Origin of the sequence: Frigoribacterium sp. Leaf164 (assembly GCF_001423665.1) — a bacterium.
Lineage (GTDB): Bacteria > Actinomycetota > Actinomycetes > Actinomycetales > Microbacteriaceae > Frigoribacterium > Frigoribacterium endophyticum.
The window spans coordinates 1,434,918-1,449,620 of the sequence record NZ_LMOX01000003.1 but is presented as its reverse complement, the minus strand read 5'-3'; the positions used below and the strand labels follow the sequence as shown (position 1 = coordinate 1,449,620).

General features: G+C 73.0%; 11 protein-coding genes. 5 read left to right on the top strand and 6 right to left on the bottom strand.

The window, feature by feature from the left end; genetic code table 11:
• Positions 1 to 86 precede the first annotated feature (86 nt).
• Positions 87 to 1,061, top strand: a complete 975-nt coding sequence (locus ASF82_RS14780; protein WP_235491306.1) for a GlxA family transcriptional regulator — start codon at positions 87 to 89, stop codon at positions 1,059 to 1,061.
• Here the strand turns inward: ASF82_RS14780 and ASF82_RS14775 are convergent.
• Positions 1,058 to 2,080, bottom strand: a complete 1,023-nt coding sequence (locus ASF82_RS14775) for a LacI family DNA-binding transcriptional regulator (protein ID WP_056058627.1) — start codon at positions 2,078 to 2,080, stop codon at positions 1,058 to 1,060. The genes ASF82_RS14780 and ASF82_RS14775 overlap by 4 nt on opposite strands.
• A 145-nt stretch (positions 2,081 to 2,225) precedes the next feature.
• Between ASF82_RS14775 and ASF82_RS14770 the strand changes: the two genes are divergently transcribed.
• From ASF82_RS14770 to ASF82_RS14755, 4 genes are read left to right on the top strand one after another with little or no spacing between them, the layout of a single operon-like run.
• The gene (locus tag ASF82_RS14770) at positions 2,226 to 3,542 is read left to right on the top strand and encodes an ABC transporter substrate-binding protein (RefSeq protein ID WP_056058623.1); all 1,317 of its coding nucleotides are present in this window, start codon (positions 2,226 to 2,228) and stop codon (positions 3,540 to 3,542) included.
• Positions 3,542 to 4,495, top strand: a complete 954-nt coding sequence (locus ASF82_RS14765; RefSeq protein WP_082514744.1) for a carbohydrate ABC transporter permease — start codon at positions 3,542 to 3,544, stop codon at positions 4,493 to 4,495. Before ASF82_RS14770 ends, ASF82_RS14765 begins: the two co-directional genes overlap by 1 nt.
• A complete protein-coding gene (locus tag ASF82_RS14760; RefSeq protein WP_056058617.1) occupies positions 4,495 to 5,316 on the top strand; it encodes a carbohydrate ABC transporter permease in 822 nt (273 codons plus the stop codon). The genes ASF82_RS14765 and ASF82_RS14760 overlap by 1 nt, the downstream gene beginning before the upstream one ends.
• A gap of 1 nt (position 5,317) precedes the next feature.
• On the top strand, positions 5,318 to 7,789 hold the full coding sequence (locus ASF82_RS14755) for a beta-glucosidase (RefSeq protein ID WP_056058614.1): 2,472 nt from the start codon (positions 5,318 to 5,320) through the stop codon (positions 7,787 to 7,789).
• A 391-nt stretch (positions 7,790 to 8,180) separates the two neighbouring features.
• Here ASF82_RS14755 and ASF82_RS14745 read toward each other — a convergent pair whose 3' ends face one another.
• The 5 genes from ASF82_RS14745 to ASF82_RS14725 all read right to left on the bottom strand — a co-directional run bounded on the left by ASF82_RS14745 (position 8,181) and on the right by ASF82_RS14725 (position 14,663).
• Positions 8,181 to 9,164: a carbohydrate ABC transporter permease gene (locus tag ASF82_RS14745; protein ID WP_056058608.1), complete on the bottom strand. Its 984-nt coding sequence runs from the start codon at positions 9,162 to 9,164 to the stop codon at positions 8,181 to 8,183.
• Positions 9,161 to 10,300, bottom strand: a complete 1,140-nt coding sequence (locus tag ASF82_RS14740) for a carbohydrate ABC transporter permease (protein ID WP_056058605.1) — start codon at positions 10,298 to 10,300, stop codon at positions 9,161 to 9,163. The genes ASF82_RS14745 and ASF82_RS14740 overlap by 4 nt, the downstream gene beginning before the upstream one ends.
• A gap of 63 nt (positions 10,301 to 10,363) precedes the next feature.
• On the bottom strand, positions 10,364 to 11,722 hold the full coding sequence (locus tag ASF82_RS14735) for an ABC transporter substrate-binding protein (protein ID WP_056058602.1): 1,359 nt from the start codon (positions 11,720 to 11,722) through the stop codon (positions 10,364 to 10,366).
• A gap of 125 nt (positions 11,723 to 11,847) precedes the next feature.
• Positions 11,848 to 12,870, bottom strand: a complete 1,023-nt coding sequence (locus tag ASF82_RS14730) for a LacI family DNA-binding transcriptional regulator (protein WP_056058599.1) — start codon at positions 12,868 to 12,870, stop codon at positions 11,848 to 11,850.
• A 173-nt stretch (positions 12,871 to 13,043) separates the two neighbouring features.
• Positions 13,044 to 14,663: a glycoside hydrolase family 43 protein gene (locus tag ASF82_RS14725; RefSeq protein WP_162240282.1), complete on the bottom strand. Its 1,620-nt coding sequence runs from the start codon at positions 14,661 to 14,663 to the stop codon at positions 13,044 to 13,046.
• Positions 14,664 to 14,703 lie beyond the last annotated feature (40 nt).

Genomic DNA, 14,703 nt, shown 5'->3' with positions numbered 1-14,703 from the left:
CTACGAGTGGACACGGGCGCCGACGAGTGGCAGCATCGCCACGAGACGCACCGTTCCTGCCAAGCACGACCACCTCGAGGAGACCCGTGGAGCCCCTGACCGTCGCCACCCTCGTCGCCGACGGCGTCGCCCCCTTCGAGTTCGGGGTGCTCTGCGAGGTCTTCGGCCTCGACCGCCGCGCCGTCGGCGGCCCCGCCTTCGAGCACCGGGTCGTCACCGAGCGCCCCGGCCTCGTGCGCACGAACCAGGGCTTCTCGATCACGGTCGAGCTGGGGCTCGACGCCGCCGAGGGCGCCGACGTCATCTGCGTGCCCGCCCTCGGCACCGGCCCCGACGCGCTCTCCCCCGCGGCGCTCGACCTGATCCGCCGCGCGGAGGCCCGCGGCGCGTGGCTGATCAGCGTCTGCAGCGGCGCCTTCGTGCTCGCGGCGGCGGGCGTGCTCGACGGCCGCCGCGCCACCACGCACTGGATGTACGCCGACCGCCTCGCCGCCGAGCACCCCGCCGTCACCGTCGACCCCGACGTGCTCTTCGTCGAGGACCGCCGCGTCATCACCGGGGCCGGCACCGCGGCCGGCATCGACGCCTGCCTGCACTTCGTCCGCCGGGTGGCCGGCGCGGCCGCCGCGAACGTCGTCGCCCGCCGCATGGTGGTGCCCCCGCACCGCGACGGCGGCCAGAGCCAGTTCATCGAGACCCCGCTGCCGGCCGAGCCCGACACCTCGCTCGCTCCCCTCACGGCGTGGGTGCTCGAGCACCTCGACGAGGAGCTCCCGGTGGAGTCGCTGGCCGCGCGGGTGCACATGTCGCCGCGGACGTTCGCCCGGCGCTTCCGGGCCGAGCGGGGCACGACGCCCGCGGCCTGGGTGACGAGGCAGCGCCTCCTGCGGGCCCAGCAGCTGCTCGAGACGACGTCGCTCGGGCTCGACGCGATCGCGGCGAGCGTCGGCTTCGGGTCGTCGGCCGTGCTGCGGCACCACTTCGGGCGCGTGCTCGGCACGACGCCGCGGGCGTACCGGGCGACGTTCGCCGGGCGCGCGCCGCTGCGGCAGGCCGGCTAGGCGGCTGCGGCGGGCGCCGGCGCCGCCGTGCTCTCGCGCCGCACCAGGTACGTCGCGAGGTCGAGCCGGGTCGGCCGCCCCGCGGTGCCGCCGAGCACGAGCCGCGTCGCCTCCTGCGCCATCTCGCGGAGCGGCTGGTGCACGGTGGTGAGGCGGGGGCTCGTCCACTCGGCGAGCGGCAGGTCGTCGTAGCCGACGACGGAGAGGTCGTCGGGCACGGCGAGGCCGAGCGAGCGGGCCGCGTCGAAGACGCCCAGCGCCTGCAGGTCGCTGCCCGCGAAGATCGCGGTCGGGGGCTCGGGCAGCCGGAGCATGCGCATCGCCGCCTCGCGGCCGCCGCCGACCTGGAAGTCGCCGAACGCGACGTGCCGCTCGTCGACGGCGACGCCCGCGGCGCCCATCGCCGAGCGGTAGCCGTCGAGCCGGGCGAGCGAGCACATCATGTCGTCGGGGCCCGTGATCGCGGCGATCCGCCGGTGGCCGAGCTCGAGCAGGTGCCGCGTGGCGGCCATGCCCCCCGACCAGTTGGCCGAGCCCACCGAGGGCACGTCGGGCGCGGGGTCGCCGGCGGGGTCGACGATCACGAACGGGATGTCGCGCGAGCGCAGCTGGGCGGTCTGCGACTCCCCCAGGTCGGAGAAGACCAGCACCACGCCGGCCGGCCGACGGCGCAGCACCCCGTCGACCCAGCCGGCGTCGGGCGAGTGCCGGTCGCCGCTCTGGGTGAGCACGACGCTGAGGCCGCGAGCGCGGGCGACGTCCTCCACACCCCGGATGATCTCGAGCGCCCAGGCCGAGTCGAGCTCGTGGAAGACCAGCTCGACGAGGGTGGACGACCGGGAGGGCGAGGGCCGGCGGCGGTAGCCGCGGTCCTCGAGCAGGGCCTCGACGCGGGCGCGGGTGCTCGCCGATACATCCGCCCGCGCGTTCAACACTTTCGAGATCGTCGACAGCGAGACGCCGGCCTCGTCGGCCACCTCGGCCAGCGTCGTCCGGGGTGCGGCGTCGAGCTCGTCCATCCGGTGATCGTAGCTGGCGGTCGGCGGCGCCCGCCATTTGTGGTCTGCGACAACCTATTGACCTCGGGGGCGCCTCCTGCCTATGCTTCGACCGTCCGGCACTCATTTCGGGCGAATCACCGAAACTTTCGGAAGGTGTTCAACGATGAACAGTTCATCCCCCCGCTCCCGGCGACTGCGGCGGTCGCTCGCGGTCGTCGCGACGCTCGCCACCGGCGCGCTGCTCGCCGGCTGCTCCGGCGGCTCCGGCGCCGAGAGCCGCCCCGAGAACGAGATCCACGTCGCGGTCTACGGCGACGCCACCAACAAGGTCGAGGAGGCGGTGGTCGCGAAGTTCAACGAGACCAGCGACGTCAAGGCCGTGCTGGACGTCATCCCCGGCGCGAACTACCAGCAGAAGCTGCAGACGATCATCGACACGGACAGCGCGCCCGACGTCTTCTTCAACTGGGGCGGCGGCAGCATCAAGCCGTTCGTCGACGCCGACCTGCTGCTGCCGCTCGACGACATGATCGCCGACGACCCGCAGCTGGAAGAGGCCTTCCTGCCCTCGGTCTTCGACACGGCCCGCTTCGACGAGAAGGCCTACGGGGTGCCGATGCGCGGCACGCAGCCCGTGATGCTCTTCTACAACAAGAAGGTCCTCGCCGACGCCGGCATCGCCGTGCCCGAGACCTGGGACGACCTGATGGCGGCCGTCGAGACGCTGAAGGGCGCCGGGGTCACCCCGATCGCGCTCGGCGGCGGCGACCAGTGGCCGACCCAGATGTGGTTCCAGTACGCCTACGACCGCGTCGCCGGGCCCGAGCTGTTCCAGTCGGCCCTCGACGGCGACGCCGACGCCTGGGCCAGCGACGACAGCAGGGAGGCGCTCGGCATGCTGCGCGACCTCGTCGACGCCGGCGGCTTCGGCACGAACTTCGACTCGGTCAAGTTCACCGACGGCGGCTCGCCCGCCCTGCTCCGCACCGGCAAGGCCGCGTTCGAGCTGATGGGCTCGTGGGAGTACTCGACGCAGCAGAACGAGGACCCGGAGTTCGCCGCGACCGACCTCGGCTACACGACCTTCCCGACCGTCGAGGGCGGCAAGGGCGACCCGGCCAACCTGGCTGGCAACACGAACAACTTCTACTCGGTCATCAAGGGCACGCGGTACCCCGACGCCGTCGAGGACTTCCTGAAGATCATGTACAGCGACGAGTTCGTGCAGCAGCAGCTCGCGATCGGCAACCTGCCGACCACGACGAACACGCCCGACTTCCTGTCGACGGCGGCCGACCCGGCCTACTCGCAGTACCAGTTCGACCTCGTGGCCGACGCCCCCTCGTTCCAGCTCTCGTGGGACCAGGCCTACCCGCCCGCCGCGATGACGCCGATCCACACCGCCGTCGCGCAGTACTTCAGCGGCACCCTCGACGAGGACGGCTTCATCGCCGCCATGCAGGCGCTGCAGGCTCCGTGATGTCGTCCGCCACCGCTCGTCGCGGGGCGCTCGGGTCGACCGGCACGGCTCGCCGTGCCGGTCGGCCCCGGACGGGGCAGGCCGCCGTCGGCCGGCCCGGCTCCGTCTGGGCGCTGCCCGCCACCGTCTTCTTCGGGCTCTTCGCCCTCGTGCCGCTCGTCGCCACGGTCTGGATGTCGTTCGTCACCTGGGGCGGCATCGGCGACCCCCGGTTCGTCGGCCTCGACAACTGGACCCGCATCGGCCAGGACTCCCTGCTGCTGAAGAGCATCGGGCTGACCGTCGTGCTCGTGCTGCTCTCGATCGCGGTCCAGACCCCGGTCTCGCTCCTCCTCGGGGTCTGGGCCGCCGGCCAGCAGCGCGCCCGCGCCGCCGTCGTCGCGATCTGGTTCATCCCCCTGCTGCTCTCGTCGGCCGCCATCTCGGTGCTCTGGCGAGCGCTGCTCGACCCCAACTTCGGCATCCCCGGCAGCGCGCCCTGGCTCTTCGGCGACGGCAACCTGTTCGGCCACCAGGGCACGGCGATCGCGGTGCTCGTGTTCGTCAGCACCTGGCAGTACACGCCGTTCCACACGCTGATCTACCAGGGCGGCGCGCGCGGCATCCCGGCCGTGCTCTACCAGGCGGCCTCGCTCGACGGCGCCGGCATGGTGCGCCAGTTCTTCAGCATCACGCTGCCGCAGCTCAAGAACACCGTGGTCACGTCGCTGATCCTCATGCTCGTCGGCGGCCTCACCACCTTCGAGACCGTGCTGATCCTCACCAACGGCGGCCCCGGCACCGACACGCTCGTCTCGCCGCTGTACATGTACCAGAAGGCCTTCTCGTCGTTCGACTTCGGCGGCGCCAGCGTCATCGCGGTCGCGCTCGTGATCGTCGCGACGGCGATCTCGTTGATCGTCGTCAAGTTCTCGGGCTACGGCGAGATGCGCTCCCAGGCAGAAGGAGTCTGATGACCACCCGACCCAACTGGATCGCCGGCACCCTGGCCGCGATCTGGCTCGCCGTCGTGGCCCTGCCGCTCTACGCGATGGTCACGGCCACCCTGCAGACCCGCACCGGCTACGCCGCGAACGGCCCGCTCTCGCTGCCGTTCGGCGACTTCACGCTCTCGAACTACGTCGACGCCTTCGACACCGGCTTCGCCCAGTACTTCCTCAACACGCTGTTCGTCACGGTCGCCGTGGTGCTCGTCGTGCTGCTGCTCGTGCCGCCGCTCGCCTACGCGATCGTGCGCAGCACCTCGCCGCTCGTGCGGGGCGTGTTCCGCGTCTTCCTGCTCGGGCTCGCGGTGCCGGCGCAGGCCGTGATCGTGCCGATCTTCTACCTGATCTCGGTCGCCGGGCTGTACGACAACCTCCTCGGGGTCATCCTGCCGACCGCGGCGTTCGCGCTGCCGGTCTGCACGCTCATCCTGTCGGGCGTCATGCGCGACATCTCGCCCGAGCTCTACGAGGCGATGTCGATGGACGGCGCGACGCCGTTCCGCGCGTTCTTCCGGCTCGTGCTGCCGCTCTCGAAGGGCGGCCTCGCGACGATCGTCGTGTTCTCGGCGCTCCAGGCGTGGAACGGCTTCCTCTTCCCCCTGATCCTCACGCAGTCCGACGACACCCGCGTCGTCACGCTCGGACTCTTCAACTTCCAGACCCAGTACGGCGTGAACATCCCCGGCCTCCTGGCCGCGGTGGTGCTCTCGATGATCCCGATCCTCGTGCTCTACCTCTTCGCGCGTCGCGCGCTGGTGCAGGGCCTCATCGGAGTAGGCGGCAAGTGACATGACCAGCACCACCAGCACCAGCACCAGCACCCCGGCGGCGGGAGGGGCGGCGGCGGAGCCGGCCCGCGCCTCCTCGTCGGCCCCCCTCGACGGCCCCTGGCGCGACCCGGCCCTGCCGGCCGCGGAGCGCGCCGCGGCCCTCGTCGCGGCGATGACCCTCGAGGAGAAGACCGCCCAGCTGTTCGGCATCTGGGTCGGCGCCTCGGCCGACGGCGCCGAGGTCGCCCCGCACCAGCACGACATGGCCGAGCCCGTCTCGCTCGACGAGCTGCTGCCGACCGGCCTCGGGCAGCTGACGCGCCCGTTCGGCACGGCCCCGGTCGAGGCCGTGGCCGGCGCCCACTCGCTGGCCCGCACCCAGCGCACCATCGTCGAGAGCGGCCGCTTCGGCGTGCCGGCCCTCGCGCACGAGGAGTGCCTCGCGGGCTTCGCGGCCTGGGGCGCCACCGCGTACCCGGTGCCGCTCTCGTGGGGCGCCTCCTTCGACCCGGAGCTCGTCCGCGAGATGGCGGCGCGCATCGGCGACGACCTGCGCTCGGTCGGCGTGCACCAGGGGCTCGCCCCCGTGCTCGACGTCGTGCGCGACGCCCGGTGGGGCCGCGTGGAGGAGACCATCGGGGAGGACCCGCACCTCGTGGGCACCGTCGCCACCGCCTACGTGCAGGGGCTCGAGAGCGCCGGCGTCGTCGCGACGCTCAAGCACTTCGCCGGCTACTCGGCGTCGCGTGCTGGCCGCAACCTCGCCCCCGTCTCGATGGGGCGGCGCGAGCTCGCCGACGTCGTGCTGCCGCCGTTCGAGATGGCCGTGGCCCTCGGCGGCGTGCGGAGCGTCATGCACGCCTACACCGACATCGACGGGGTGCCCTCAGCCGCCGACGAGTCGCTGCTGACCGGGCTGCTGCGCGACACCTGGGGCTTCGACGGCACCGTCGTCGCCGACTACTTCGGCGTCGCCTTCCTCGAGACGCTGCACGGCGTCGCGGGCTCGCGGGCCGAGGCGGCGGGGCTGGCCCTCGCCGCCGGCGTCGACGTCGAGCTGCCCACGGTCGACGCGTTCGGGCCGGCCCTCGTCGCCGCCGTGCGCGCCGGCGAGGTCGACGAGGCCCTGATCGACCGGGCCGCGCTCCGCGTGCTGACCCAGAAGGCCGAGCTCGGGCTGCTCGACCCCGGGTGGGACCCGGAGGCGCCCCTCGCCCGCGCCGACGACATCGACCTCGACACGGCCGGCAACCGCGCCCTCGCCCGGCGGCTCGCCGACGAGGCCGTCGTGCTGCTGCGCAACGACGGGGTGCTGCCGCTCACCGGGGGGCTCCCGCTGACCGGTGTCGGCTCGGCCTCCGGCGCCGACCAGGGCACCGGCGCCGGCAGGGGCACCGCCCCGCGCCTCGCCGTGGTCGGCCCGAACGCCGACACCTCCGCCGCGCTGCTCGGCTGCTACTCCTTCCCGGCACACGTGGGGTCGCAGCACCCCGACGTCGCGGTCGGCATCGAGCTGCCCACCTTCGCGGAGCGCCTGCGGGAGGCGGTGCCCGGCCTGGGCGCGGTCGTCGCGGCCTGCGACGTGGACGGGACGGACGCCTCGGGCATCCCCGCCGCCGTCGACGCCGCCCGCGACGCCGACGTCGCGCTCGTCGTGCTCGGCGACCGCGCCGGCCTCTTCGGCCGCGGCACGAGCGGCGAGGGCTGCGACGCCGTCGACCTCGCGCTGCCCGGCGTGCAGCAGCAGCTGCTCGACGCCGTGCTCGACACCGGCACGCCGACCGTGGTCGTGCTCTTCACCGGGCGCCCCTACGCCCTCGGCCGTGCCGCCACGGAGGCGGCCGCGGTCGTGCAGGCGTTCTTCCCCGGCGAGGAGGGCGCGGCGGCGGTCGTCGACGTGCTCACCGGCGCGACCACGCCGTCGGGCCGGCTGCCCGTGAGCGTGCCCGCCCACCCGGGATCCCAGCCGTCGACCTACCTGCAGAGCCCGCTCGCCGCGCGGTCGGCCGTGTCGGACGTCGACCCGACGCCCGCCTTCGGCTTCGGGCACGGGCTGTCGTACACGACCTTCGACTGGGACGTCGTCGTGCCCGGCGGCGGCGACGGGCCGCTGCGCGTGCCGACCGTCGGCGAGGTCGCGCTCGAGGTGACCGTGCACAACACCGGCGACCGGATCGGGGCCGATGTCGTGCAGGTCTACCTGCACGACCCGGTGGCCGAGACGGTCCGGCCGGGGCAGCGGCTGGTCGCCTACGGGCGCACCCCGCAGCTCGCGCCCGGCGAGCAGGCCGTGCTCGAGATCGTCGTGCCGGTCGACCTCGCCTCGGCGACCGGTCGCGACGGCCTGCGGCGCATCGAGACGGGGGCCCTGCAGCTGCGGGTCGCCCGCTCGAGCAGCGACGTCGTCGCCGCGGTCGACGTCGAGGTGACCGGGGAGGCACGGGTCGTCGACCACACCCGCCGCCTGACCTCGGTGGTGACGGTGCGCTGAGGCACCGGGCCCCCGCCGTGGTGCGCGGGGGCGAGGGAACGGAGGGGGCGGTGCTGTGGAGGCGCCGCCCCCTCCGGTGTGCGCGGGCCCGCGCGAGGCGACCCGCGACTCCCGCGACTCGGGCGCCTCGGGCGCCTCGGGCGCCTCGGGCGCCTCGCGCGCCTCGCGCGCCCTCGCGCCCTCGCCGGGTCGAGGCGACGCGATCTGGGCCCACGGCACCGTCGAGGGCCACGATCGGGTCACCTCGTCGTCGCCCAGGGTCCCGATCGCGTCACCTCGTCGTCGCCCGGGCGACCCCCGGGCGGACGACGGACGCCGGCCCGGTGCGGGTGCACCGGACCGGCGTCCGTGGTGAGGCAGCCTGCGGGGGCCGACCCGCGACTCCTCGGGGTCAGCCCTTCGTCGCGCCGGCCAGCAGGCCGCGCACGAAGAAGCGCTGCAGGGCGAAGAACACGATCAGCGGCACGATGATCGAGATGAACGCGCCCGCCGTGAGCAGCTCCCACGACTGGCCGTACGAGCCCGAGAGGTCCTGCAGGGCCTTCGTGATCGGCAGCCCCTCGCCCGACGTGAACACCGTCGCGACGAGCAGGTCGTTCCAGACCCACAAGAACTGGAAGATGCCGAAGGAGGCGATGGCCGGCATCGACAGCGGCAGCACGATGCGGAAGAAGACCTGGCCGTGCCCCGCGCCGTCCATGCGCGCGGCCTCGATGACCTCGGCCGGGATCTCGCTGATGAAGTTGTGCAGCATGAAGATCGCCAGCGGCAGCGCGAAGATCGTGTGCGCGATCCACACCTTGGCGAACGAGCCGTCGAGCCCGTTCACCCCGAGGCCGGGGAGGATGTACAGCCCGCCGATGACGAGCCCGTCCGAGAACAGGCGCAGCAGCGGCACGAGGGCCATCTGGATCGGCACGATCTGCAGGGCGAACACCAGCACGAACATCGTGTTGCGGCCCTTGAAGTCGATCCAGGCGAACGCGTAGGCCGCGAGGCTCGCGATCGTGATCGGGATGAGCGCCGCGGGCAGCGTGATGACGAGCGAGTTGAGGAAGGCCTTGCCGAGGGTCAGGCTGTCGCCCGAGTTCAGCGCGTTGACGTAGTTGTCGAGAGTGAAGCCGGGGTTGGCGAAGACCGTCCACCAGCCCGTCGTCTTGATGTCGGTCGCGGGGCGGAACGACGAGATGAAGAGGCCGGCGGTGGGAAGGGTCCAGATCACGGCGATGATCAGCGCGGCGATGGTCGCCCCGCGGCTCGTCGTGCCCTTCTTCAGCTTGCCGCTGGAGTTCTCGATCTTCGCGACGCCGCGCTTCAGCTGGCTCTCGGTGCGAGGGGGGACGGCGACCCCGACCGGGGTGGGCGTGGCGGTCATCGGATCTCCCTCTGCTTCTGGATCTGGCGGGCGTTGTAGATCACGATCGGCAGCACCAGGACGAACAGGATGACGGCCAGCGCCGAGCTGTAGCCGGTGCGGCTGCCGAGCTGGAACTGGCGCACCATCTCGAACGCGAGGATGGTCGTGTCGTTGCGGCCGCCGGTCATCGCCGAGACGATGTCGTAGACCTTGAGCGAGGCGATCGAGATCGTCGTGAGCACCACGATGATCGTCGTGCGGATGCCCGGCACCGTGATGTGGCGGAAGGCCTGGAAGCCGTTGGTGCCGTCGAGCGACGCCGCCTCGAGCTGCTCGGCGGGGACGCCCTTGATGGCGGCGGAGAGCACCGTCATCGCGAAGCCGGCCTGGGTCCAGATCAGCACGATCACGAGCAGCAGGGTGTTCCAGGGCTCGAGCCCCAGCCAGTCGACGGGCTGGCCGCCGAACGCGACCAGGACGCCGTTCAGGAGGCCGATCTGCTCGCCCTGGCGGATGTCGTAGAAGAACTTGAAGATGATCGACGCACCGACGAACGAGATCGCCATCGGCATGAAGACCAGCAGCTTGAGGACCTTCTCGCCGCGGCTCTTGTCGATGAACACGGCGTAGGCGAGGCCGATGGCCGTCGCCGTGATCGGGGCGAGCAGCACCCAGACCAGCGTGTTGCCGAAGGCGGTGAGGCCGTCGGGGCTCGTGAAGACCCAGATGAAGTTGTCGATGCCGGCGAAGCCGGAGCCGTCGTTCTTCATGAAGGCCTGCCCCGCCGTGGTGATCGTCGGGTAGATCAGGCCGATGATGAGGAAGAAGACCGCGGGGGCCATGAAGGCGATCAGCTGCAGCGAGTAGCCGGAGCCGCGCTTCGAGCGGTAGTCGAGCAGGAACAGCCCGCCGCCGAGCACGGCCGCGACGACCGCGACCCACATCACCGAGTTGTAGAGGCCGAACGCGAGCAGCACCACGACCGGCACGAGCACGCAGACCGCGAGCCGGAGGATCGTGTACTGGAGGCCGCGACGCGGGGCGAACTCGACGAAGACGAGCACGATGCCGACGAGCGCGGTGAAGGCGAGCAGGATCAGGGGGATCTGCGCCAGGGGCGGGACACCCGCCAACCACTGGAAGAAGCTGGACATCGCTGTCCTTTCGGGGACGGGTCAGGGGCCGCCGACGTACGACGGCCCCTGACGGAAGGACGACTAGGAGGTGTAGCCGGCCTGGATCTCCTCGAGGACCGAGTCGGTGTCGGTGCCGTCGATCCAGTCGACCATGCCCTTCCAGAAGCTGTCGGAGCCGACCGACTTGGGCATCAGGTCGGAGCCGTCGAAGCGGAAGGTGGTGTCGGTGCCCTGGAGGATCTCCACGGCGCTCTTCAGCAGGTCGCTGCCGGCGTTCTCCGGGTCGAGGCCCTGGTTGGCGGAGATGACGCCGCCGAGCGAGACGCGGCTGTTGGCCCAGTCGGCGCTGGCGAGGTACGCCTGCACCTTCGCGGTGTCGTCGTCGTTCGAGAACGCGGCGACGAACTCGCCGCCACCGGTGACGGCGGCGGGGTCGCCCTCCTCCATCGGCGGGGTGAGGAAGGCCCAGACGTCGCCGTCCTCGGCGACGGTGGCGGGCTGGCCCTCGGCGTTGTTCGCCGCGGTCAGGAAGCCCTCGAAGAACGAGGCCTGGTGGGTCAGGGCGCAGGTGCCGTTCGCGACGTTGGTCGCGACGTCGCCGAACGCGGTCGAGTTGATCGACTTCACGTCGCCGTAGCCGGCGTTGACGAGCGTCGGGTCGAGGAGGATCTCGCCGACCGCGTCGAAGGCCGACTTGATCTCGGGGTCGGTGAACTTCGTGTCGCCGGCGACCCACGAGTCGTAGGCGTCAGGGCCGGCCTCGCGCAGCACGAGGTCCTCGACCCAGTCGGTGCCGGGCCAGCCCGAGGCCTCGCCCGAGTTGAAGCCGGCGCACCACGACGGGCCGCCGGTCTTCTCCTGGATGGTCTTCGACAGCGCGACGAGGTCGTCGTACGTCTTCGGGACCTCGACGCCCCACTCCTTGAACTTCGCCGGCGAGTACCAGACGTAGCCCTTGACGCTGGCCATGAGGGGCGCGCCGTACTGGGTGCCGTCGACCTGGCCGTACTTCTGCCAGTCCCCCGACCAGCCCTCCTTGACGTTGGCGAGGGCGTCGGCGGGGAGCTCCTGCACCTTGCCGGACTTGACCGTGTCGGCCAGCAGGCCGGGCTGCGGGAAGATCGCGAGGTCGGGGGTGTCGCCGCCCTGGACCTTGATGCCGATCTGCTTCTCGAACTCCTTGTCGCCCGTGTACTTGATCTCGATGTCGTTCTCCTTCTCCCAGTCCGCCCAGGACTGCTCGAGGAGGGTCGCTTCGTCGCCGTTGATCGTGCCGTAGACGTTCACGACGCCGTCGGCGGTGCCGACCGACCCGCCGGCTCCGCCGCCGGCGTTGGGGTCGTTGGGGTCGGAGCTGCCGGAGCAGCCGACCAACAGGAGGCTCGTGGCGGCCAGGAAGGCCATCCCGCCGGTGACGCGGCGGTTCAGGGGTGCTCGCATGGGGTTCTCCTCATTGAGTGGTGCGGCGGGCGATCGCTCGTGCTGTCGAGCGGACCGTCGACGTGTCGTCATCGACGCGCGTCGACGATGAGTGTCACACACCGTGCGGAGGCGCGCAACCGCGCCTAGGAGCGTGTCGGCGGAGCGGAGCTGCCGCGCACCGTGAGCCGCGGCGCGACGAGCAGGTGCGGCGCCTCGCCGCGGCGGTCCTCGATGGCGGCGACGAGGTCGTCGACGGCCGCGGCGGCGATCTCGTCGCCCGGCGGCGACACCGTGGTCAGGGGCGGGGAGGTCATGTCGGCGGCCAGGTCGCCGATGCTCAGCGCGACGACGGTGACGTCGTCGGGCACGCGACAGCCGGCGAGCGCGGCGGCCTGGACGAAGCCGGCGAGCGCCATCTCGTTGAAGGCGAGCACGGCCGTCGGGCGCGGCACCAGCGCGGCGAACGCGGCGAACGCCTCCCGCCCGCCGCGCACGGAGGTGTCGGCGTGGACCACCTCGACCCGCAGGCCCCGGTCGCGGACCGGCCCCGCGAGCGCCCGCGTCGTCCGCGTCAGCGGGCCCGAGCCCCGCTCGAGCGCGCCGAGGCCCTGGCTGAGGAAGAACAGGTGCTCGTGCCCGAGGTCGGCGACGTGGTCGACGGCGAGCCGGCCCATCGCCTCGTAGTCGGCGTCGACGAACCAGAGGCGGCTCGCGTCGTCGGGCCGACCGATGTTGGTGAAGGGCACCCCGGCACGCTCGAGCACCTCGACGCGGGCGTCGGTCGAGGTCAGCTCCATGAGGATCACGCCGTCGACGAGCCGCTCGCTGACGAGGCTGCCGAGCCCCTCGACGTCGCCGATCGGGTTCGACCAGAGCAGCAGGTGGTAGCCGCACGACCGGGCGCGCTCGGTGGCGGCGGCGACGTACTCGAACTCGGACGACGTCACGCCGCGGGGGCTGGACGGGTAGTGCAGGGCGAGGATCCCGCCGCGCGAGCCGGCGAGGCCGCGGGCGAAGGCGTTCGGGGTGTAGTCGAGCTCGGCCATCGCGCGCTCGACGCGCTGCCGGGTCGCCTCCGAGATGGTGCGCCGACCGCTGATCGCGTACGAGACGGTGCTCGACGAGACCCCGGCGAGGCGCGCCACGTCGTCACGGGTCGCACCCATGGCATCCACCTCGATCGGTCGTGCGTCGCAGGACAGGAGCGGCGACGCAGGCGCTCCCCCGGTGCACGACTGTGCGATCGGCGGCGAGGTCATCATGCGCAACGGCTGACGATTTGTCCAACCTGAGGTCTGCCCACTTCCGCGACCGCGAGCGCCCGGAGCGGACGGCCCGGTCAGCGGACGGCGCGGGAGGCGCGGTGCAGCACGAGCTGACCGGGCCCGTCGACCGCGGCGCCCCAGACCACGCCGACGAACCCGCCGGCCGTCTCGGTGCTGACGACCCGCGCCTCCGCCCGGGCCCGCAGCAGCTCCGCCGGCGGCCCGCCCGCGGGGTCGACGACGAGCGCGACGAGGTCGTAGGCGTCGCCCCGGCAGGAGGCGCGGAGCAGCATCTCGACACCACCCGAGCCGGTCTCCTCCACCGTGGCGCCGGCGATCTCGCGGTCGACGCCGGTCTCGCGCGCCACGATGCGCACGCGGAGGCCGTCGCCGTCGAGCCCGCGCACGACCTCGACGCGGAGGTCGGCCGCCCCGGACTGCCGCACGACGAGGCCCGCCGCTCCGCCCGTTCCCGGCCGCGCCGTGACGGCCAGCTCGAGCGTCTCGTGGTGGTCGCGCTGCCGCGCCCCGACGAACGCGGGCACGCCGGTCGAGTCGTGCAGGCGGGCGGCGCCGGCGCCGTCGAGCACCAGGCCGTCGGAGCCAGGCACCGCGAACGAGGGCGCCCCGCGCACCGAGAGCCACGCCGCGTCGAGGGGCCGGGAGCCCCTCAGGCCGTCGACCCGCGCCTCCGGCACCCGGGGCCCGTGCCCGACGACCGCGTCGTCGAGCTGGCCGACGCCGGCGTTGACGACGGGGCGGTCGTCCTCCCACGTGACCCGGGCGAGGAAGGTCTCGCGGCCGAGCACCGTGTGGCCGCCGACCGGGCGCATGCCGAGCACGGTGGCGCGCCACTCGCCGTCGGGCAGCTCGACGAGGTCGGCGTGGCCGACGGCGACGACCGGGTGCCCCTGCCCGAGGTGCCGGTGCGTGAGCAGCGGGCCCCGCGGGTCGACCTCGTACGGCCCGGTGACGGCGCGCGAGCGGGCGGCGACGACGGCGTGCGCCCGCTCGGTGCCGCCCTCGGCGGTGACGAGGTGGAACCAGCCGTCGCGCTCGACCAGGTGCGGCCCCTCGCTCCAGACGGCGCCGCGCTGCGCGGCCGTCCAGACGACGTGCTCGGGCCCCGTCAGCCGCAGCGTGTCGGGGTCGAGCTCGCGCAGCCAGATCTCGGTCTCGCCCTCGTACGAGCCGGGGTCGCGGAGGCGCGTGCCGAGCCACCAGACGCGGTCGCGCCGGCCGCCCGGCCGCGCCTCGAAGAACAGCGCCGGGTCGATGCCCTCGGCCCCCTCGACGACGACCGGGTCGGACCACGGGCCGGCCGGGTCGTCGGCCGTGCAGGCGAACGACCCCGGCCGGTCGCCGCCGACCACCGTGCTGACGAGCCACCACCGACCGAGGCCGTGCCGCAGCGTGGGCGCGTAGGCCCCGCCGCTGTCGGGCACGCCGGCCAGGTCCAGGGCGCCGGGGCGGGTGACGACGGAGCCCCGCGCCTCCCAGGTCAGCAGGTCGGTCGAGGAGGAGAGCGCGACGGAGGGCCAGTACTCGAAGGTCGACGTCGCGAGCCAGACCACGTCGTCGCCGGGCGCCCGGCAGACGCTCGGGTCGGGGTGGAAGCCCGGCAGCACCGGCGTCGCGCGGGGCCGGGCGGAGGCGGTGGTCGGGTCGGCAGCGAGGGGCACGTCGGCGGGCACGACGGCGAGCATAGCCGCGGTGAGCCCGGCTCATCTCGAT

Excerpts from the sequence above, each read along its gene's own strand:
- ASF82_RS14765 (WP_082514744.1), top strand. The coding sequence starts at position 3,542 with ATGTCGTCCGCCACCGCTCGTCGCGGGGCGCTCGGGTCGACCGGCACG.
- ASF82_RS14745 (WP_056058608.1), bottom strand. The coding sequence starts at position 9,164 with ATGACCGCCACGCCCACCCCGGTCGGGGTCGCCGTCCCCCCTCGCACC.
- ASF82_RS14770 (WP_056058623.1), top strand. The coding sequence starts at position 2,226 with ATGAACAGTTCATCCCCCCGCTCCCGGCGACTGCGGCGGTCGCTCGCG.
- ASF82_RS14730 (WP_056058599.1), bottom strand. The coding sequence starts at position 12,870 with ATGGGTGCGACCCGTGACGACGTGGCGCGCCTCGCCGGGGTCTCGTCG.
- ASF82_RS14740 (WP_056058605.1), bottom strand. The coding sequence starts at position 10,300 with ATGTCCAGCTTCTTCCAGTGGTTGGCGGGTGTCCCGCCCCTGGCGCAG.
- ASF82_RS14760 (WP_056058617.1), top strand. The coding sequence starts at position 4,495 with ATGACCACCCGACCCAACTGGATCGCCGGCACCCTGGCCGCGATCTGG.
- ASF82_RS14775 (WP_056058627.1), bottom strand. The coding sequence starts at position 2,080 with ATGGACGAGCTCGACGCCGCACCCCGGACGACGCTGGCCGAGGTGGCC.
- ASF82_RS14735 (WP_056058602.1), bottom strand. The coding sequence starts at position 11,722 with ATGCGAGCACCCCTGAACCGCCGCGTCACCGGCGGGATGGCCTTCCTG.
- ASF82_RS14755 (WP_056058614.1), top strand. The coding sequence starts at position 5,318 with ATGACCAGCACCACCAGCACCAGCACCAGCACCCCGGCGGCGGGAGGG.